The organism is uncultured Fibrobacter sp. (assembly GCF_947305105.1).
Lineage (GTDB): Bacteria > Fibrobacterota > Fibrobacteria > Fibrobacterales > Fibrobacteraceae > Fibrobacter.
This window is the reverse complement of the sequence record NZ_CAMZCS010000004.1, coordinates 60492-78765: the sequence shown is the minus strand read 5'-3', so window position 1 is coordinate 78765 and position 18274 is coordinate 60492. Positions and strand designations below refer to the sequence as shown.

Annotated in this window: 15 protein-coding genes; 9 read left to right on the top strand and 6 right to left on the bottom strand. The window is 53.5% G+C overall.

Annotation, left to right across the window (positions count from 1 at the left end; all coding sequences use genetic code 11):
* Positions 1-15 precede the first annotated feature (15 nt).
* From ribF to Q0Y46_RS03125, 3 genes are all read left to right on the top strand, one after another.
* A complete protein-coding gene (gene ribF / locus Q0Y46_RS03135) occupies positions 16-972 on the top strand; it encodes a riboflavin biosynthesis protein RibF (protein WP_290960407.1) in 957 nt (318 codons plus the stop codon).
* A gap of 14 nt (positions 973-986) precedes the next feature.
* Complete coding sequence (locus Q0Y46_RS03130; RefSeq protein WP_297944771.1) at positions 987-2408, top strand: DUF6056 family protein; 1422 nt, start codon at positions 987-989, stop codon at positions 2406-2408.
* Positions 2409-2555: 147 nt separating this feature from the next.
* A complete protein-coding gene (locus tag Q0Y46_RS03125; RefSeq protein WP_297944767.1) occupies positions 2556-3497 on the top strand; it encodes an Rpn family recombination-promoting nuclease/putative transposase in 942 nt (313 codons plus the stop codon).
* Positions 3498-3553: 56 nt separating this feature from the next.
* Here Q0Y46_RS03125 and cysE read toward each other — a convergent pair whose 3' ends face one another.
* Positions 3554-4339 carry a serine O-acetyltransferase gene (gene cysE, locus Q0Y46_RS03120; RefSeq protein WP_290960404.1) on the bottom strand — a complete coding sequence of 262 codons (786 nt, stop codon included), beginning with the start codon at positions 4337-4339 and terminating at the stop codon, positions 3554-3556.
* Between the two features lie 172 nt (positions 4340-4511).
* Between cysE and Q0Y46_RS03115 the strand changes: the two genes are divergently transcribed.
* Positions 4512-4901 (top strand): ORF6N domain-containing protein, encoded by a 390-nt coding sequence (locus Q0Y46_RS03115; protein ID WP_297944763.1) that lies wholly within the window; start codon positions 4512-4514, stop codon positions 4899-4901.
* Positions 4870-5301: a hypothetical protein gene (locus tag Q0Y46_RS03110; RefSeq protein ID WP_297944760.1), complete on the top strand. Its 432-nt coding sequence runs from the start codon at positions 4870-4872 to the stop codon at positions 5299-5301. The genes Q0Y46_RS03115 and Q0Y46_RS03110 overlap by 32 nt, the downstream gene beginning before the upstream one ends.
* 15 nt (positions 5302-5316) lie before the next feature.
* Here Q0Y46_RS03110 and Q0Y46_RS03105 read toward each other — a convergent pair whose 3' ends face one another.
* The 3 genes from Q0Y46_RS03105 to Q0Y46_RS03095 form a co-directional block, all read right to left on the bottom strand.
* Positions 5317-6558 (bottom strand): phosphotransferase, encoded by a 1242-nt coding sequence (locus Q0Y46_RS03105; RefSeq protein WP_297944757.1) that lies wholly within the window; start codon positions 6556-6558, stop codon positions 5317-5319.
* Between the two features lie 19 nt (positions 6559-6577).
* A complete protein-coding gene (locus Q0Y46_RS03100) occupies positions 6578-6943 on the bottom strand; it encodes a hypothetical protein (protein WP_295681657.1) in 366 nt (121 codons plus the stop codon).
* A 387-nt stretch (positions 6944-7330) separates the two neighbouring features.
* Positions 7331-8113 (bottom strand): nitrilase-related carbon-nitrogen hydrolase, encoded by a 783-nt coding sequence (locus Q0Y46_RS03095; protein ID WP_297944754.1) that lies wholly within the window; start codon positions 8111-8113, stop codon positions 7331-7333.
* A gap of 55 nt (positions 8114-8168) precedes the next feature.
* Between Q0Y46_RS03095 and Q0Y46_RS03090 the strand changes: the two genes are divergently transcribed.
* The 3 genes from Q0Y46_RS03090 (at position 8169) to Q0Y46_RS03080 (ending at position 12144) form a co-directional block, all read left to right on the top strand.
* Entirely contained in the window at positions 8169-10523 is a 2355-nt protein-coding gene (locus Q0Y46_RS03090; RefSeq protein WP_297944751.1) for a hypothetical protein, read from the top strand.
* 40 nt (positions 10524-10563) lie between these two features.
* Positions 10564-11283 carry a M15 family metallopeptidase gene (locus Q0Y46_RS03085; RefSeq protein WP_295681664.1) on the top strand — a complete coding sequence of 240 codons (720 nt, stop codon included), beginning with the start codon at positions 10564-10566 and terminating at the stop codon, positions 11281-11283.
* A 117-nt stretch (positions 11284-11400) separates the two neighbouring features.
* Positions 11401-12144 (top strand): fibrobacter succinogenes major paralogous domain-containing protein, encoded by a 744-nt coding sequence (locus Q0Y46_RS03080; protein ID WP_297944748.1) that lies wholly within the window; start codon positions 11401-11403, stop codon positions 12142-12144.
* 9 nt (positions 12145-12153) lie between these two features.
* Here Q0Y46_RS03080 and Q0Y46_RS03075 read toward each other — a convergent pair whose 3' ends face one another.
* A complete protein-coding gene (locus Q0Y46_RS03075) occupies positions 12154-13119 on the bottom strand; it encodes an L-threonylcarbamoyladenylate synthase (protein WP_297944745.1) in 966 nt (321 codons plus the stop codon).
* Between the two features lie 65 nt (positions 13120-13184).
* Positions 13185-16082 (bottom strand): DUF349 domain-containing protein, encoded by a 2898-nt coding sequence (locus Q0Y46_RS03070; RefSeq protein WP_297944741.1) that lies wholly within the window; start codon positions 16080-16082, stop codon positions 13185-13187.
* 121 nt (positions 16083-16203) lie between these two features.
* Here Q0Y46_RS03070 and priA point away from each other — a divergent pair, with 121 nt between their 5' ends.
* Entirely contained in the window at positions 16204-18270 is a 2067-nt protein-coding gene (gene priA, locus Q0Y46_RS03065; RefSeq protein WP_297944738.1) for a primosomal protein N', read from the top strand.
* Positions 18271-18274 lie beyond the last annotated feature (4 nt).

The following is an 18274-nucleotide window of genomic DNA, read 5'->3' as shown; positions in this document are numbered from 1 at the left end:
TTTTTGGTTATTTGAATGAGTGCGGAAGACGAAAAGAATTTGAAGGATAACGTCGAGCGCCCTGCGGTCCGCCGCGCGGTGACGATGGGAAATTTTGACGGTTGCCACATGGGCCACCAGGCGCTTTTCCGTACGCTCAAGGCGGTTGCCGAAGTGAACGGGCTCGTCCCGACGGTCATCACTTTCGAACCGCATTCCAATTACGTGCTCTATGGTCCCGGCGATCCGCTGCTGCTTACGACGACCGAAGAAAAGCGCGAATTTATCGAAAGCCTCGGCCTTGAGTTTTTGGTGTTGCCTTTCACCTCCGAGGTCGCGAAACTCCCGTTCGACGTTTTTGTGCGCCGTGAACTCATCGAAAAGCGCGGCGTGTGTTCCATGTTCTTCGGGCACGACCACTGCTTTGGCGCTGGCGGCAAGGGCAACTACGAGACCATCACGCAGGCATTCCCCGAACTTTCGACAGCGATGCTTTCCATTGTGCTGCACAAGGGCGAGCGCGTGAGTTCTTCGGCGGTGCGCAATGCGCTTTTGAACGGCGATGTCGCCCGCGCTCAGACGTATCTCGGCCGTCCTTACCGTCTGTCGGGCACTGTGGTTGTCGGCAAGCGTTTGGGCCACACCATCGGCTTCCCGACGGCGAACCTCCAGGTGGAACCGTACAAGTTCTTGCCCAAGGGCGGCGTGTATGTCGCGTCGGCGCGTCTCGGCGGCGGCCAGGGTGAAGAACGCATCTTCCGCGCGGTGGTGAATATCGGTACGCAGCCCTCGGCTCCGGGCAACCATCATCTTGCCATCGAGGCGTACCTGCTCGACTTTGACGAGGATATCTACGGCCAGCACCTTGCGCTGGACTTGCTCGCTTACTTGCGCCCGGAACAGAAGTTTGCAAGCCTCGAGGATCTTGTGCGGCAAATCGGCATGGACGCCGATACCGCGAAAAACTATAACGGGAACCATTGGGCTGAATAACCCGGGAGGGAACCGTGCAGCGAATCGTCGATTTCGTGAACGAAAAGAAATGGGTTCCCTGCGCAGTCCTCGCATTTTTCGTAGTCTGCTTCTTTGGCGTATTCTGCCTTATCCATTACTCTGACGGTGACGACGCCATCTTTGACGAGATGGTATCCACGCGCAGCTTTTTCGATTACCTCAAGTTCCGTTACGAGACATGGACCGGACGCATGGGCGGCGAATCGATGGTGTACGTCGTATTCCGTTGCTGCGGCATCTGGTTTTGGCGCATCGCGAATGCCTTGATGGTCGCGGCCCTGCCTCTTTGCTTGTTGAACCTTTGCTCCATCAGCGCCTCCAGAAGGTTAGTTTGTCCGTGCCGCTCTGTTTGCGATGAGCAAAACGCTTTTTCCAACTGGGAATTTGTGCGCTTGTTCGTCCTCGCGCTTGCGGGTTATTTGCTGATGGATGTCATGACGTTTGGCCATGCGGCAGTGTGGGTGAACGGCTCCATCTTTTACACGTGGAGTATCGTTTGCGGACTTCTGGCGGTGACCCCTGCCGTCAAGTGCGCCTATGCCGGCGGTTACCGCAGGTGGGAACTCGCGTATGCTATCCCGCTCGGTATTGTCGCCGCAATGTCCATCGAGCAGATTGGTGCCGCTCTCATCGCTTTTATCCTGATTTCCCTTGTGACCGTATGGTTGCGTAAGCGCCGCATCGATACGGGGCTCGTGGCGCAGGCCGCGATTGTGCTGATCGCCTTTGCCGTCCTTTTTGTGGCTCCGGGTAATGCCTTGCGCGCGGAGGCGGAATATGCGGACTGGCTCCCTCCAGAATTCAGGAACCTGGGCGCGGGCGGCCATCTGTTCCTTACGTTCCAGTGGCTCATCTCCTCGTTCGCAAATGAAGGGCGCTTGTTCTTCCTCGGTATTTGGGCGCTCGGCGTGATGCTCCTGCTGCGCCGTGGCGACAGGGATTTCCGCTGGATTGTTCCCGCCGTTCTCTTTGGCGTGGCAGCGCTGTTGCCGTTTGCAAAGGTGAACATCTTCTCGGATGTCGGCCTGTACGGTATTGACCCTGCCGTGCCGTTAACAAAGTTGCCTTCGTGGGCGGCCATGACCGCCATGAACAAGGTTGCGCTTTTCTGGTGGACCGTCGCGATTACCTTCACGGTGCCCTTCTTGTGGAAAGTCTGCAAGTCGCTTTTGCCGCTATTTGTTTTTGCGGGAGCCATCGCCTGCGAATTCGTGATGCATTTCTCGCCGACGATGTACGCTTCGGGTGAACGCGTCTATTACATGACAAGCATCCTTTTGCTCTTCATTGTCATCCGGATGTACATGGCGCTCGATTCCGAAAAGTGGAAAAACGCCTTTGTCGCCTCTGCCGTCGTCGCAGGACTGCTGAACGCCGCCCTCCAAGCGACTGTAATACTGTCGAAGATGCAGTAATTGGCGTTGCTAATTATATAGACGTTCTAAACGGAATTTTTGTCCACCTATTTTTGCAAAATTATTTTGTCTTGACTTGCGCTTTCTGCCGGTTTATATTGTCCGTGTTTGAAACATTGAACGACAATATCGACAGGGGAATGTACAATGGCCAAGCGCAAGCTGCTTAAGGACTGTATCGTGAAACCGGGCGAAAAGAGCCCGTTTGCAAATTTGCTGGTGGATTTGGCCTTCAAGAAGGCCTTCGACCCGGATAAACCTTCAAGCCGTGAAAACCTTGTGAACCTGCTGAACGATCTGTTGGAACCGCAGCTCAAGCGGCCCATCAAGAACGTGTGGACTCGCAACGTGGCGAAAAATTTGAGCGGGAGCAGGGAATCCCGCACGGCGATTTTTGACTTGCACTGCGAAGATGATATGGGCAACCTCATCGAAATAGAGGTGCAGATCCGCAAGTTGAGAAATTTTCGTAAGCGCCTCGCTTTCTATGCGAGCGAATTGGTGGCAAACCAGGCGGAGCCCGGCCAAGAGTGGAAATTTGACGTGAAGCCGACCTACGTCATCGCGTTTGCACAGCATAACGTATTCGACGATGAGCGGATTGTTCATCGTGCAACAACTACAGATTTGGAAACGGGCGAGCAGTTTGTTGACACCTACAATTATACGGTTGTCGAACTTCCGAAAGTTCCGTTCTTCATCGATAAGAAATCCGACGATTTGAGCAAATGGCTCTTCTTCTTCCGTTTCCTGAGCAGACTCAAGGAACTTCCCGCTGAATTTTCCGAACACAAGTTCGAACGCTTGACAGAGAGTTCAAAAGTATCTAATTTCAGTAAGGAAGAATTTGAGGCATACCAGAAAATGTACCACAAGGAATGGGACCATAACGCCATGGTCGACGGCGTCTTTGAGGAATTCGCGAAAGAAATTGACGCGAAGGTCGAGGAACGTGTGTCTGAGCGCATTTCCAAGGAAATCAGCGAACGTGAACGAGAAATGGCGAAGGCTATGCGTGAGCAGGGCGTGGCGGATTCCATTATCGCGAAGGTATCCGGCCTCTCCATAGAAGAAATCGCCAGGCTGTAATTTCTAATTTGTACAAAATAAAAAACAACCGGAAAGAAGCTTTTCCGGTGTTTTGCTTATGCGTCGCGCGTGAAGTCCTGCTGCATGTTGAAGCTGGGCATTTCGTCGTGCGGGTGGCCGACTTCCACGGCGGGCACTCCGGCGAATGTCGTGTGCGCCGGTACGTCGCAGAGCACGACGGCTCCCGCGCCAATCTTTGCGCCATCGCCGATGTGGATGTTTCCCAAAAGCTGGGCGTGCGCGCCGAGCATGACGCCGTTGCCGATTTTCGGGTGACGGTCGCCGACTTCGTTGCCGGTACCGCCGAGCGTAACCCCGTGCAAAAAGCTGACGTTGTTCCCGACGACGGCGGTCTCGCCGATGACGATGTTTGTCGCATGGTCAATCAGGAGCCCGTGACCGATCTTTGCCGCGGGGTGGAAATCCATGCCGAACTTGCGGCTGATGATGTTCTGGAGCATCTTGGCCGGGAAACGCCTGTCTTCGAGCCAGAGCGCATGCGCGACTCGGTAGGCCTGGAGGCCTTGGAAACCCTTGAACAGCAGGAGCGGTTCGAGGTAGCTGGTGCACGCGGGGTCGCGGAGGACGGTCGCGTTCAAATCTTTGCAGGCGGAAACGAGGAGCTCGGGGTACTTGACGTACATCGAGTTGAAAATGGATTCCAGTTCCGCACGGTCGACGACTTCGCCGGCCAATTGGCAGGCGAGGGTAACGGAAAGCATGTCCGCAAAGTCCTTGCGGTTTAGAACCTGTTCTTCGAGCATGCTTCTGGAGAAGGGCTCTTTCTTGACCAGTTCCTGGGCCTCTTCGCGGAGGCGTGTTTCCATTTCGTCGATTTTCATAGCGCGTACAAATATAGAAAAAAATTGTATATTGTCCTACGAAAGGCGCCGGTAGCGGGTTTCCGTCTACATGCCGTGATCGACAAATAGCCGACCGTTTGTTATATGCCCAGCTTGTGTTGGGAATTGATATATAGCAACGGCCGGCTTTTTTTTGTTTTTGGGAGGAAAAATGAAGGAAAAATCAGAAAATAGGGACCTTGTGGCGAAAAATTCGCTTATGGAGTCGGGGGTTGAAAAGATGATTCAGGTTATTCGTGGCAAGCAGGTGTTGCTTGACCGCGACTTGGCTTCACTTTATGGGGTGGAGACGAAGGCTCTGAACCAAGCGGTAAAACGCAATATTGAACGGTTTCCGGAAGAGTTTTGTTTCAAATTATCTTCAGACGAATTCAGTGCATGGAGGTCACAATTTGTTACCTCCACGGCAGATAAAAAAGGACTTCGTTACGCTCCAACAGCTTTCACCGAACAAGGTGTAGCTATGCTTTCTGCTGTATTGCGTAGTGAAAAGGCGATAAAGGTCAGCATTGATATCATTCTACAACAACCAGGAGTTTGACGCATACGTTTTTGTGTGTGGGCTGATTCGCCAAGCAAAGAAGAGAATCGTCCTTGTTGATAGATTCGTGACGGAAAAAACGTTGAGCATGATGCTCAAACGCGAAAAAGGTGTCTCCGTGACTATTTATACCTACGACAAGAGCAAGGTTCTCGAGATGGATTTGGCGACTTACAACGAGCAGTATCCCGACAGCCCGATGCGGGTTTTGCCGAGCTACGGAATGCACGACCGCTTTTTGTTCATTGACGATACGGCCTATCATTTTGGTGCATCTCTCAAAGATTTAGGCAAAAATACCTTCTTCTTTACGCAGGAGGAGTTTACGCTGGAAGAAGTCTTGAAGGAATCGCGCAAGATTCAAGACGCGAAAATAAACCAAGAGGGTAAAGCCTTTTAGGCTGTTTTCCTTGGCTTAGTGTGCGAGGAGTGCTTTCGCTGGGATGTGGAACCAGTCGGGCCTGAATTCCAGTTCGTAACAGGCTTCGTAGACGGCCTTGGCGAGGATGTGGGGCCTTGCGGCGGCCTTCAGGTTTTCCAAGTCGATCGAGCGCGTGCGTGCGTATTCTTCCAAGAATGCTTCTTCTGCGGCGGCGCAGTCGCGGCCACCGGTGGCTGCGGCGTAGCGGAAGCTGCGGAGCATTCCGGCGATGTCGACGGCGGGGGAGCGTAACCTGCGTCGGTAGGCGAGGGTGCGGGAGGGTTCCCCCTCGAAGTCGAGAATCTTGAATTCGGAGTCGTCATCGCCGGGGGTGGTGCCGGGGACGCTTTCGCGGATAAGGACTTGGCCCAGGTGGTAGTCCCCGTGGATGCGCTGCGGGGCGAGGTTTCCGGTTTCGAGGCCCCGCGCTTCGGCTCCCATGCGGGCGAAAGCCTCGTGCAGGGAACTCATCGATTCCAGCAACTGTTTGGCCAGAGGGTCGTGGCTCGCCTGGAGGAGTTTTTCCAGCTTGTCGAAGGGCGGGGGCTCGTTTCCGACATCGGTGCCGGGGAGCGTTTTCAGTGCGGCGTGCATGCGGGCGGTCGCCTTGCCGAGTGCTGCGGCTTCGCTGGCGTCCATCCTTTTGCAGAACTGCTCCCAAGCGTCGTTTGCGTTGGGGACGAGCTGCTCCAGGATGCCGAGCGCGTATGTTTCCCCGGAATTCGCCTTGTAGAGGCATTCCCCGTAGAGTCGCGGGGAGGTGCATGTTCCGGAGCGGTCCAGGTGGCGTAGAATTTCGGCTTCGGGATGGGTTCCCGCTTGCAACCGCCGGTACAGTTTGAATATGCTGTGGCCCGGGACGAGGAACGACGAGTTGCTTTGTTCTCCCGGGAAAGGTTTCGCACCGAGCAAGTCCCCTTGCCCTGCACATTCTTCGACTTGGCCGTTTTCACGGGTGCGGGCGCTGAGGAAGACGAACGTTCCGCGTTCCCCGGCGAATTCCCGGCTGCCGGAGTTCCCGGCGAAACCCGCCTCGAGGATGGCCCCCATGCGGGCCTCGTCGGCGACAATGGTGTACTTGTCTTGTTCCCCGTCTGCAAACGAGACGTTAAATAGTGCAATTTCTGCATCGCCGATTTTGGTGGAGTCCGCCATGCGGATACCCGAAATATCCCGGTTCCTGCCCATGAACCAGCGCTTGTTGCGGATTGCCTCGATGTCGATTGTGCCCTGCATTGTTCTGTGAGTCTTGGGCCTAGTGGTGCCCTGGGGCGGGGAGCGGGAGGAAGTAGCCCTGGCTGCGGAGTGTGGCGAGTACCTTCAGCCGGTTGGGGACGCTCTCGTTCGGGAATCCGTCGATGACGAACTGGGGAATGCGCTTCTGGGGCCGGAAGGCTATCGGAATGTCGCTGTAGTCGCCCAATTGCCATGCGACTAGGAGCTTGTCGAGGAAATCCCCCCAGGGGAAGTTGTCGGCGGGCTTGAGCGTGAACTGGGCCGGCTTTTTCGCGTCCCGTCCCGTGAGCAGGAGCGACCCGTCGCGAAAGCAAAGAGAAAGCGCAGCCAACCGTTCCTCATTGGAGGTGGCGGGCTGCGCCGGAATTTTAACGATAACGTCCAATTTTACGAACCCGAATTAAGCGGCTAAGAGGTCGCGCTGGATCTGGGCGTACTGGTACATGGATATGGAAGTTATCTTGATTATCAGGTCACGAGCGAGACCAGCTTTGATCAACGCCCTGACGTAGCTGAGCTTGTCTATATCTGGAGAAGTCATTGTTTAACCTCGCTGTTTAGTTTTTGGTTCCCTTGTTTAGGGAATGCCTCCGCATTAATAATTATAAGATATTTTTAAGCAAAAAGCGAGGGGTTTTGGTGAAAAAATGTGCAGTATTTTGCATTCCAAATTATGTAAGTTTATCTTAATCTTTTGATGGTTAACAACTTAACGAAATGAATAAAATTGTTTACAAAGCAAAAAAAGTGAAGGCTCGTGACTAAAATCATCTTAAACCGCAATTCCTGCGTCTTTTAGGACGGGGAAAAGTGCCCTGCAAGCCTTGACTCTTTCCAGGTCGATTTCTGCTTCGAGGACTGTTTCTGTATCATTTGCCGCAGCAACAACGTTCCCTTCGGGGTCTAAGATTACGGAATGGCCTGCGTAAGGGTTGCCTCCGGCATCGCGACCGCAGGCGTTTACCGCAGCCACGTAGCACTGGTTCTCGATGGCGCGGGCCCGGAGGAGCGCTTCGAAGTGCGCCGTCCGGCTCTTGGGCCATGCGGCTTGTATCGTGAAAAGGTCTGTGCCCTGGCGTACCGCTTCGCGGTAGGTTTCGGGGAAGCGGAGGTCGTAGCAGATGGTGGGGGCGATTCTCCATCCGTTGATTTTAAATAAAGTAACAGATTCTCCCGCACGGAACGATTCCTGCTCGTGGAAAAACGGGTGAATTTTATCGTATCCGGCGAATTCGGACTGCTGGGCAGGAACGTAGACACTGGAGTGGTTGGTGATGGCATTGCCTTTCTTTGCAATGCCCGCCCCGAAAATTGTGCAGCCGGTCTTGTTGGCGAGGTCGGAAAGGACCGATGCGGTTTCTCCGTTGCCGTTTTCGAAATTTTCAGCCTCGCAGGCGGGGTCCTTGGGCAGGTAGCCTGTGGCGAACATCTCGGGGAACAGGATAATGCCGCCGCTTTTCACGTCTGCGCTTTCGACGAGGGATACGGCGTGAGCCAAGTTGTGGGCCTTTTCGCCCGGAATGGACTCCATTTGGACAAGATAAACGTTCTGCATTGCCAAAATTTAATAACGTTGTGCCCGGAAACTCATTTTTTCTATTTTATACTCTATGAAATTTCGCTCCGTTTTTTGGATTCTCGCTTTTTTTGCAGTTAGTGTGTTTGCAGCGACCCCGACGACCATTATTGGTGTCGTTCTTGAATCTGAATCTGATTTGCCCATCAAGGGTGTGAAAATCACTTACCGCAGTGGTAAGACTGTTGGTGAAACGAATTCCGACGGACGCTTTGAATATGAAGTTGATTCCAAGAACGCGTCTCTTGTGTTTAGCAAGGATGGCTACGACAGCGTGTATGTGGAACTTCAGGATTTTGCCGACCTGCTGGACATGGTTGTCTCGCTTGTCCCCAATGTGCGCGATCTAGGGTCGAGTACGGTGGTGGGCGGTGGCGAACCCATAAAGTGGGAACCTGAACGTACGGTGAAGGTCGAATCGCTAGAAGATGCAGCCGGTATGCGTTTCGATATTACGGAGCATTTGAGCCAGATGCCCGGGATCTCGGGACAGAAGGATTTTTCGAGCGCCTTGTATTATGAAGGTTCCCGTGCGGGGGATGTGGCCTACCATCTGGGGCAACTCCGCATTCCGAATATGCGCCACCTGGATGTCGGCTTCCCAGGTAATATTTCTGTAGTCAATCCGCATGTCTTGAGTGGCATAGAGGTCCATGACCATTATGGTTCGGGGCCGTTAGGGCAGGGCCTTGCAACTTCGATTCAGTACATTCCGGAGCAACCCAAGGGAGAATGGGGGCTCAAGGGGACCATGGGACTGACCGTTCAGGAAGTCGTTTTGGATATGCCCTGGTTCTTCTGGGATTCCTTCCGGATTTCGCTGCGTCGCCTGGACGACGAGGTTCTCAAGAACCTTGGCGAAAAGTTCTATACCGAATTCCGCAAGCGCGATGCGGACAGTGAATCTGACGACGGCAGTGTGAAATCCTCTGATCCGTTTGATATGTCGGCTTTCGATGTGTATGCGCAGTTGAGTGGCTCTGATTCAATGGGCGACACTTGGGCGTTGCGCACACTCTACAGTTCTGACGAGTATGCGATTATGCAGGATACCACCACCCACATGGACAAGGTGAATTCTGTGAATATTATCGCAGGTGAGCAGCAGTACCTGGTGCTTGGTGCCGAATATAATTCCAGGTTCGGAACAAGTGTCCATGCGGGTTATGTGCGGGAATACTTGAGCGATACGCTCCGCGATACGACCGGGTTCCGCGACCTTTTGGATAACAAGGAACAGACTTCGTTCATCGACGGTTACGAGCAAATCCATTCCACAATCAGTGGTGGCTTGAGCAAGAATTTCAAGGGCAGTATCCTGGGTGCTGGTCTGAGCGGTGCGGTGCTGTACGAACAGCAGATTATCGAACGCAACTATCCTGAGTTTGGTGGTACGACTTCGCAGGATTATCAGACGGGCGTCCTTTCGGGAACGAGCCGTTTTAACTGGAGTGGCGATTACAACCGTTACATCCTTTCTGCAGGTGCTGTGGCCGACGCGCTCGACCACAATGCGCAGCCGACGGCTTCTTTGGATGCCGACGTGAATCTCTCGCATGCCGATTCCGCTTACTGGCATGTGTTCGGCAATACCGCCTACCGCAGCGACTGGAAACCCTATTTTGACAACGGAGACCTGACGGGGCGCCTCGAAACGGGAACCTCTGCGAAATTGGGCTTTGGTTATCGCTCTAAGTATTTTGAAGGACAAGTCGCAGGGTTTGGGCGCTATTATCCGGACCCGATACTCCCGATGCCGAAGGCCTATGCCCACTACAGGGACGTGACTCCTGTGGATTACGCTTGGTCGTTGGGTGGTGGAGTGAAAATAGAATGGAAAACGTCTCATCACTTCTCCTTCTCGACGAACGTGAACTCCGTCTATGGTGAATACGAACTGGAGGGTGGAAACTCGATTCCTTGGGAAGCGAACGCCCGCCTCGACATGCTTTCGCACTTCCGTTACTACCCGCGCAAGGACTCCATAATCTCGGTAATCCTTACGCATCATGCATTGTATCACCGTCCGTTGTATTACTACGCTATTACGCCGTCTGCATCCATCGACGAGAAAAACGGAACGCGTTGCCTTCGTGACTTGAACGAATTTACGAACTTGTACCGCACGGATATCCGCGTTAACTTGGACATTATGACGAGTAAGTATTTCTTCAAGAATGCCCGGTTCTACTTGGAAGTGGACAACGTCTTTGCGAAACTGGATGTGGAAGCCCTGGAATTCCTCGGAGGGCAGAATCCACGTGAGCGCTCGTGGGTGACGCGGGATAGGAACGAGGAATACTCGGATGGATTTGATCTTGTCCCGTTCATGGCTAAGGGGATGGGACTGTGGTTCCAGTTCGGTGTTGAAGTGCAGTTGGGAATTTAGTGGCTAGAATTTAGAGACTAGAGGCTGAGAGCCTTGTGGTATGAGAATCGTTCTGTTGCTCTTCTGCTTGTGTATGGTTGCGTGGGCACACGAGACGGATAGTTTGTTTGTCCCCAAGAAACCTGCGAAGCCGGTGCGTTTCTGCAAGGCTGCCAAGCAGTGGATTGCTTATGCAAAGGCCGATTCCAACCTAGTCGAGATTACGTACATGAAAGGGCTCCGCATGGATTTGCGCTATGCGACGTTCGACAACGTTACCGGGCACGACCTCTATTGCGGCATCCGTCGTGCGTTTGTGCATAAGGATGCATTGCCTAAGCTGAAACGGGCCATTGCGCTATTGCGAAAGGAGATGCCGGGGGCTACGCTGGTGGTGTTCGATGCGGCGCGTCCGCTGTATGCGCAGAGTGCGCTCAAACGTGCCGTGGCGGGAACGCCCTACTCGAACTACGTGTCGTCGGGAAAGACGGGTGGGCTGCACAATTACGGGCTCGCTCTCGATATCGGTGTTGCCGACAGCACGGGTGCGATGCTTGATATGGGCACGGATTTCGATTCTTTTGAACGGTGTGCTGGCGAAGTGGGCGAGGTCGAAGCTCTCCAGAGCGGTCGCCTGACGCAGCAGCAGGTCGACAACCGGAACCTGTTCCGCAAGATTATGAAGCGCGCGGGCTGGGTGCCTCTCAGCAGCGAATGGTGGCATTTCAACGCGTACACAAGGACGTACACGAAGGAAAATTACCCCTTGTTCCCGATGTAAAAAAATGAATGTTCAAATGGTATCTTGGTCAATATTTGTAGAACTTAAGATATATTATGGACATGAAATTTCTGCCTTGAAATATTTGGCAAAATTGGTTTAAAAACAGGAGTAAAAATGAGAACATGTAAATATGCTATGATGCTGTCGTTAGCTGCAATACTTGTTCTATCCGCCTGCGGCGACGAATCTGATTCTTCGTCTAGCAATGGCGATTCTAGGGCAACTAAAGCGATAGGAACCATGACCGATTCCCGCGATGGCCAGACCTACAAGACCGTGAAGATCGGTACGCAGACGTGGATGGCGGAAAATCTCAACTTCAAAACGGACGGAAGTTTCTGTTACAACAATGAGGAAAGCAACTGTGCCAAGTATGGACGGCTTTATACTTGGGCTGAGGCAGTGGGCTTAGTTAACTTATATGACAAAGACAGTGGTGTATATTGCGGCTTCGACAGTGCTTGTACTTCGCCCAATAGTGTATACGGAGTTTGTCCACTGGGATGGCACCTGCCGACTCAAGCGGAGTGGGACACTTTGTTTCTTGCAGTCGGGAATGTAAGGATTGCGGGCATGGTTCTCAAGTCTTCGCTTGGTTGGAATGAAAATGGCAACGGCGCGGATGCTTTCGGGTTCTCGGCACTCCCTGCTGGCAGCTGGCTCAATGATGGGTTTGGTAACGGGGGGTACTTCGCGAGCTTTTGGAGCTCTACAGGGGACGACCGTTCCGCATGCGGCATGTACTTGTTCTACGACCGCGATGGTGCAGATTTGGACTACTACAATAAGGATAATAGGTTCTCAGTCCGCTGTCTCAAGGACGATGTTGAAAAAGAGCCTATCACCGATATGAAATAATTCGTATGATTACGGCAGTGCCTTGACGCTTGCGCGTTTCAGCCTGTCGTTTAGCGCCATGCCGATACCTGCATTCGGAATCGGGTCCACGAGAATCAAGCCGTATTCGGGTTTGTCCAAATCGTGCATGAAGGCGTACAGGTTGGCTGTCGCCTCGGCCATGTCGCCTGATTCAGACAAGTTAACTGTTGCCGGGATGGGGCCGTTTTGCTTGCCGAATGCGATGCGCACGGTGTTTGCGGGGAGCTTGTAGCCGGCAGGGAGTTCGCCGAAGTACAGCGGGACTTGCGGGCGGTAGTGCGTATCGCATTGGCCCGGCGCCGCCATGGGCTGCCCTGGTTTGCTTGTGGAATCCTTCACGTCTACGCTGCCGAGTACTTTTGCAAACATCTCCGGCGTAATGGCGCCGGGCCGGAGCACCGCGGGCTTTTCGCCTGCAAGCGAGATGATGGAACTTTCGACACCCACCGTACAGGGACCGCCGTCAACGATGCCCGCGATGCGGTCGGCAAGCTGTGCTGCCACGTGCTCGGCGGTTGTCGGGCTCACGTGTTTGAACAGGTTCGCGCTCGGTGCGGCAAGCGGTAATCCCGATTCCTTGATGATGGCCTGCGCGACAGGGTGGCTCGGGAAGCGCACGGCGACGGAAGGCAAGCCGCTGGTACACAGATCCGGGATGCAATCCTTCTTGGGCAGGATAATCGTCATGGGGCCGGGCCAGTAGGCTTCGGCGAGTTTGTATGCGGCTTCGGGTATGTCTTTGGCAATGTCGCTCAGTTGCGCGATGTCTGCAATATGCACGATGAGCGGGTCGAATGTCGGGCGTTCCTTGGCAGCAAAAATTTTGGCGAGGGCCTTGGGCTCAAACGCATTGCCGGCAAGCCCGTACACGGTCTCTGTCGGGATGGCGACGACTTCGCCCGTTTTGAGCAGGCGGGCGGCTTCGCTGACACTTGTCCATGGAGGGAATTTCATTATGGCACAAAAATAAAAAAGGATGGCGTCGCTGCCATCCCTTAAATTGTGTTTGCACCCTGTGCTTATGCTTCGGGGGCCACTGCCGGGGCTTCGATCTGGTCTTTGCGACCGAAGGCGAACACCTGGTCGCAGGCGGTATTGAAGCGCTTCCAAATCTTGTCGGACTGGTCGCGGGGTACCGCGCCGACTTCTTTCCACAGGTGGCGCAGGTGCTTTACCTTGTTCATGGATACACCCACAGTCTGTTCGTTCAAGTCGGTGAGCAGGTCTTCGGCCTGTTCGCAGAGCAACACCTTCTTTTGCAGGTTGTTCTGGCGGGCCTGTTCCTGAATGTCAAGCTGGTCGCGACGGCGTGTGAAGAAGTCGTCGCAGGCTTCGCGGAATGTCTTGTGGATGAGCAAGTCGTCGACACCGCAACTGCCCAGGTTGCGCCATTCCTTCTGGAGCTCGCGCACGGCTTCGGCGAGCTGGTTGCTGCCAGCGCTTTCGGCAAACTGGCGGACCTTTTCGATCATGTCTTGCTTCTTGGCCTTCACTTCGTCGAGCTGCCTGTGGAGATCTTCATCCTTTTCGGCACAGCGGCCGAGGAACTGGTTAATCGTCTCGTTGAAGCGGTCACTGATGCTTTCGACAGATTCCTTGGGAACCATGCCGATGTTCTTCCATTCGGCTTCGATCGACTTGACTGTCTCGATGAGTTCCGGCGTTATGTTGTTCATGTCAAGAGCTTCGAGCTTGTCGCACAAAGCCTGCTTTGCTTCGAGATTCTTCTGCTTGGATGCGTCCATTTCTTCGAAGTGGGCGCGTTTCTTTTCGAAGAAGGCGTCGCATGCAGTGCGGAAGCGTGTCCAGATTTCATCGGACTTGCTCTTGGGCACAGGGCCAATTGCCTTCCAGGCTTCCTGGAGGTGTTTTAATTTGTTCGAAGTTGCGTTCCAGTCGCTGGATTCCTTGATCGCTTCGGCTTCTTCGCAGAGTTTCACCTTCTTTTCGTAGTTCGCTTCGCGGGCCTGGTCTTCTTGCTTCAGGTTTTCCTTGTGCTGGGTGTAGAACGCATTGGTTACGGCCTTGAAACGGTCGAACAATGCGGCCATCGATTCCTTGGGAACCATGCCGATGGATTTCCATTTTTCCTGGATTTCCTGCATGGCCTTGAACTTGTCCTTCCAGAATATTTCGTTGTTGGCAACGAGCTCTTCGGCCTTCTTGCAGAGTTCTTCCTTGGCTTCCAAATTTTTCTGGCGTTCGGCCTGCTGTTCTTCGATGAACGGAGCGCAGTTCTCTTTGATCTTGTCGCAGAGCCCCTGGAACTTTTCGCGGTATTCGTTGAGCTTGGCCGGAGAGATGGGGCCAATTTCACGCCATTTGTTGCTCAAGTCGCGGAGCTTGGAAAGGACTGCCTGGCTCGGTGTTTCGTTGCTCAGCGTTTCCATCTCGGTGAGAATTTCGTCGCGGTCTTTTTCGTTGTGCCAAGATTCCCACTGCTGCATTTCCTGGAAACGTGCAGTAGCGCTCTTGTATTCTTGCCACAGATCGTGGTACTTGAACTTCTGTTCGCCGACGATGGACTTCCATTCCTGGAACGTCTCGCGGAGCTTCTTGTTGATTTCCTTGAAGTTCTCGTTCTCGTTGATTGCCTTGACTCTTTCGATGAGAGCCGTGAGCTTCACTTTGTTTTCGGCAATCACCTTTTCGGCGTTCTCGTTGAACGTGGTAATCTTTTCGCTGAGCTTGTTGCGCAGGGCGTTGTAGCTCTGGAGGACGGGGTCGGCGCCTTCGAGGAGCGGGAGCTTTTCCCATTCGCGCACGATGGCGTGGAGATACTTGGATGTATTCTCGCTCGTGTCCGTATCGGCAAGAGCTTGGAGGCGTTCCAGCAGTTCTGGACGGGACGCTTCCTTGTTCTCGGTCTCTTCGTTATTCAGCTGACTTTCGAGTACGGCACGCTTCAAATCCTGTGCCTTGAAGAATGCCTGGTTGAAGCGCTTGACGCTTGCGGCATCCATGACGGACTTTTCGGCGTTCCATTCTTCGATGATGGCATCGATGCGTTCGCCCTTTTCCTTGGCATCGTTTTCGTTGAGCAAGGATTCCAGTTCTTCAAGAGTTTCAGTGAGGTGCTGCTTCTTGGCCTGCAGTTCTTGTTCGGCCTTGAGTGCAGCAATCTTTGCTTCGTTTGCTTCGTTGCAGAACTTGATGAAACTTTCGTGAATCTTGTCGAGTGTTGCTTGGGCTGGACCCATACCCAAGGTCTGAGCTTCTTCCATCAGGGCTTCGAATTGCGGACGGATCGCCAGAGGATCCTTCTGGGCGGCAAAGTGGTGAGCCTGCTGGATAAGGGCTTCGCGCTTGCTGAACAGGAGCGCTGCGGCCTTCTGACCACCGTCCTTGGCTTCCTTGGCCGCGCGGAGCTTTTCGGCGGCCATCTTGCGGATGGTGGTGTGCTTGGAGTTCTTGGAAATATCCTGGAGGGCGTTCTCGGACTCAATGCGCTCGAACGCGGCTTTGGCTACGCTTTCCTTGGGGTCGCGGTTTGCGGCATAGGTGAGGAGCGATTGCTTGGAGCACTTCTTGACCAGTTCGAGTCGAAGTTCGGAAGACTTCATGGACTTGAGCAGTTCTTCGGCGTAGCGAGTGTCTTTCAATTCATCGAGATGCGCAATAATATCGGGAGTTGCGGCTTCGCGGAATTCTTTCAGCTTCTTGGTGATTTCTTCGTAGTAACGCGTTTCAGCAAGACGGCGGACCATCGCTTCGGTATCGTTTTTCGAAATGTTCAGCAGCGTAGAGACAATGGTCAGTTTTTTGATGGCTGCCAATCTTACGTCCTTGTCTTCATCGCGCAATGCGATGTTTTCGAGGATGTCCTGATGCTGTGAATTCAACTCGTCAATCGCCTCGATGCGCTTTTCAGGGTTGGAATTCTGCCATTTCGGTTTAAATGCGTCCAATAAGCTCATAGTAAACTCCAGGGAAGGTTCAGGCCCTTTGCGAACCTGTGAAACATAATCTAATTAAAACAATATTAAAAAATTTTAAAAAACTTTTATTTTGTAGGGTTTGATGCTATTTTTTAGCCCAATGTCGAAACGGATCCCCAAAACACAAGCGCCCGAAGCGGTTAGGATGAAGATGAAAGCGTCTTCCCTGGCCGAGTTCTGCGAGGTGTACATCCCGCAGGCCCCGTCCGTGTTCACTTACGGCGTCCCCGAAGGGGTCTCGTTGGAGCGCGGGAGCGTTGTCTGGGTCCAGCTGGCCAACCGCAAAAAACCGGTGCTTGCTCTCGTGTCGAAGGTGACTGCCGAACGCCCGAAGTTCGATGTGCGTTGCGCTTTCCCCCATGCTTCTGGGTACGTTTTCAGTGAACGGTACATGGAAATGCTGGAGTGGACTTCCCGCTACTATATGAGTACGCCGATGAAGGCCCTGGACGTTTTTTGGCCAGCCGAGTTCGAAAAGTATCTAGATGCACTTGCTGCCGGTGTTGGAAATTCTACCGATGATTTGCCCGGCAATGCCGTGGCGAAAGATTCCGTTCCCGTGCGGCCAGATGCGCCTCCTCTGACCGATGAACAGCGCATAGCCTTGGAATCCCTTGTTGCAGACCTTTCGGGAAATGGTTTTCGCGGGACGCTATTGCATGGTGTGACCGGTTCGGGGAAGACACGTGTGTATCAAGAACTGGCATGGGAAGCTTTGTCCCGTGGGTTGAAGGTCTTGATTCTTGTTCCAGAAATCGGGCTTACTCCGCAAACGTCAAAACGGTTCGAGGATTTTTTGCAGGTGCCTGTACAGGTGCTGCATTCCGCGCTTTCTGCTCCGAAAAAGCGAGCGGCTTATGTTTCGGTGTTGTGTGGCGAGGCGCGAGTCGTACTCGGGACGCGCAGTGCAATTCTTGCACCATTTGATTTTGATGTCGTCATCTTGGACGAAGAACACGATTCTTCCTTCAAACAACAGGACCCGGCCCCGCGTTACCATACCCGGGAACTCGCATTCCATGTAGCGCACAAGTACGGAGCCTTGGTCGTTCTCGGGAGTGCCACGCCGAGCCTCGAGACTTACCGCAATGCGGTTTTAAACAACATAAAGCTGTTGAGGCTCAAAAAACGCGCAACGGCGGCATCGCTCCCCGATGTGCGTATCATAAACATGGCCAAGGTGTGTCAGCAAAAGGGCCTCATGTTGTCGCCGGACCTCCGCGACGCCTTGGTGGAGTGCGTTGCTGGCGGGGAACAGTCCATTGTGTTGATGAACCGTCGCGGTTACTCGAAAATTCGCGTATGCAGCGAATGTGGCGAAACTCTCTATTGCAAACATTGCCATGTTCCGCTAGTTTATCATAAACAGTATGGCTCGCTGATGTGCCATTACTGTGGCTTGCTTTATCCGGTGAACACTCCGTGCCATTCTTGTGGTGCGGGAACGTTTGAGTTCGTTGGTGGCGCTATCGAAAAACTGGAAGAAGAAATTGCCGAGTGGGTGCCCGGTGCGAAAATTGTGCGCATGGATCGCGATACGACACAGAACGTGGGTTCTGTTGAAAAGATTTTAGATGCGTTCCGCAATCGTGAGTACAACATTTTGCTCGGGACGCAGATGGTCGCGAAGGGCCACGATTTCCCGGGCGTGAGGCTGGTGGGTATCGTGGGTGCCGATAGTGGCCTTGGCTTGCCGGATTTCCGCAATACAGAAAGGCTGTTCCAACTGTTGAGCCAGACAGCAGGTCGTGCCGGCCGCGCACAGGGGGGAGGCAAGGTTCTGGTGCAGACGCTCAATCCCGACGAACCAGTGATGCGCTTTGCTCTGCAACACGATTTTGGTGGTTTTGCAGAATGGGAAATGCGCAACCGTGGCGAGGCGTGCTATCCGCCGTTCTGCAAATTGGTGGAAGTTTCGTTCGGCTGCAAGGATGAATCGCTTTTGCGCGAAGCCGTTGGCCGTGTGGAAAAAATGTGCCGTGCGGAAAAGTCGATGACGGTGATGGGCCCGGTGGATGCCTTTGTCCCGGTGGTGCAGAATGTTCGCTGGGCCAAGCTGTATTTGAAAACGAACGAGCTTACGCCCGTCCGTCGAATTCTTTGGCCTGTCGTGAACGCTGCGAAACCGTGGTTCCCTGGCGTAGAGATCAAGGTCGAAATCGAATAGGTTA

Bases quoted from the DNA above. Each gene is read 5' to 3' on its own strand.
- Q0Y46_RS03115 (WP_297944763.1), top strand. From the start codon at position 4,512: ATGAAGGAAAAATCAGAAAATAGGGACCTTGTGGCGAAAAATTCGCTT.
- cysE (WP_290960404.1), bottom strand. From the start codon at position 4,339: ATGAAAATCGACGAAATGGAAACACGCCTCCGCGAAGAGGCCCAGGAA.
- Q0Y46_RS03105 (WP_297944757.1), bottom strand. From the start codon at position 6,558: ATGCAGGGCACAATCGACATCGAGGCAATCCGCAACAAGCGCTGGTTC.
- Q0Y46_RS03070 (WP_297944741.1), bottom strand. From the start codon at position 16,082: ATGAGCTTATTGGACGCATTTAAACCGAAATGGCAGAATTCCAACCCT.
- Q0Y46_RS03075 (WP_297944745.1), bottom strand. From the start codon at position 13,119: ATGAAATTCCCTCCATGGACAAGTGTCAGCGAAGCCGCCCGCCTGCTC.
- priA (WP_297944738.1), top strand. From the start codon at position 16,204: ATGTCGAAACGGATCCCCAAAACACAAGCGCCCGAAGCGGTTAGGATG.
- ribF (WP_290960407.1), top strand. From the start codon at position 16: ATGAGTGCGGAAGACGAAAAGAATTTGAAGGATAACGTCGAGCGCCCT.
- Q0Y46_RS03095 (WP_297944754.1), bottom strand. From the start codon at position 8,113: ATGCAGAACGTTTATCTTGTCCAAATGGAGTCCATTCCGGGCGAAAAG.
- Q0Y46_RS03085 (WP_295681664.1), top strand. From the start codon at position 10,564: ATGAGAATCGTTCTGTTGCTCTTCTGCTTGTGTATGGTTGCGTGGGCA.
- Q0Y46_RS03090 (WP_297944751.1), top strand. From the start codon at position 8,169: ATGAAATTTCGCTCCGTTTTTTGGATTCTCGCTTTTTTTGCAGTTAGT.
- Q0Y46_RS03080 (WP_297944748.1), top strand. From the start codon at position 11,401: ATGAGAACATGTAAATATGCTATGATGCTGTCGTTAGCTGCAATACTT.
- Q0Y46_RS03125 (WP_297944767.1), top strand. From the start codon at position 2,556: ATGGCCAAGCGCAAGCTGCTTAAGGACTGTATCGTGAAACCGGGCGAA.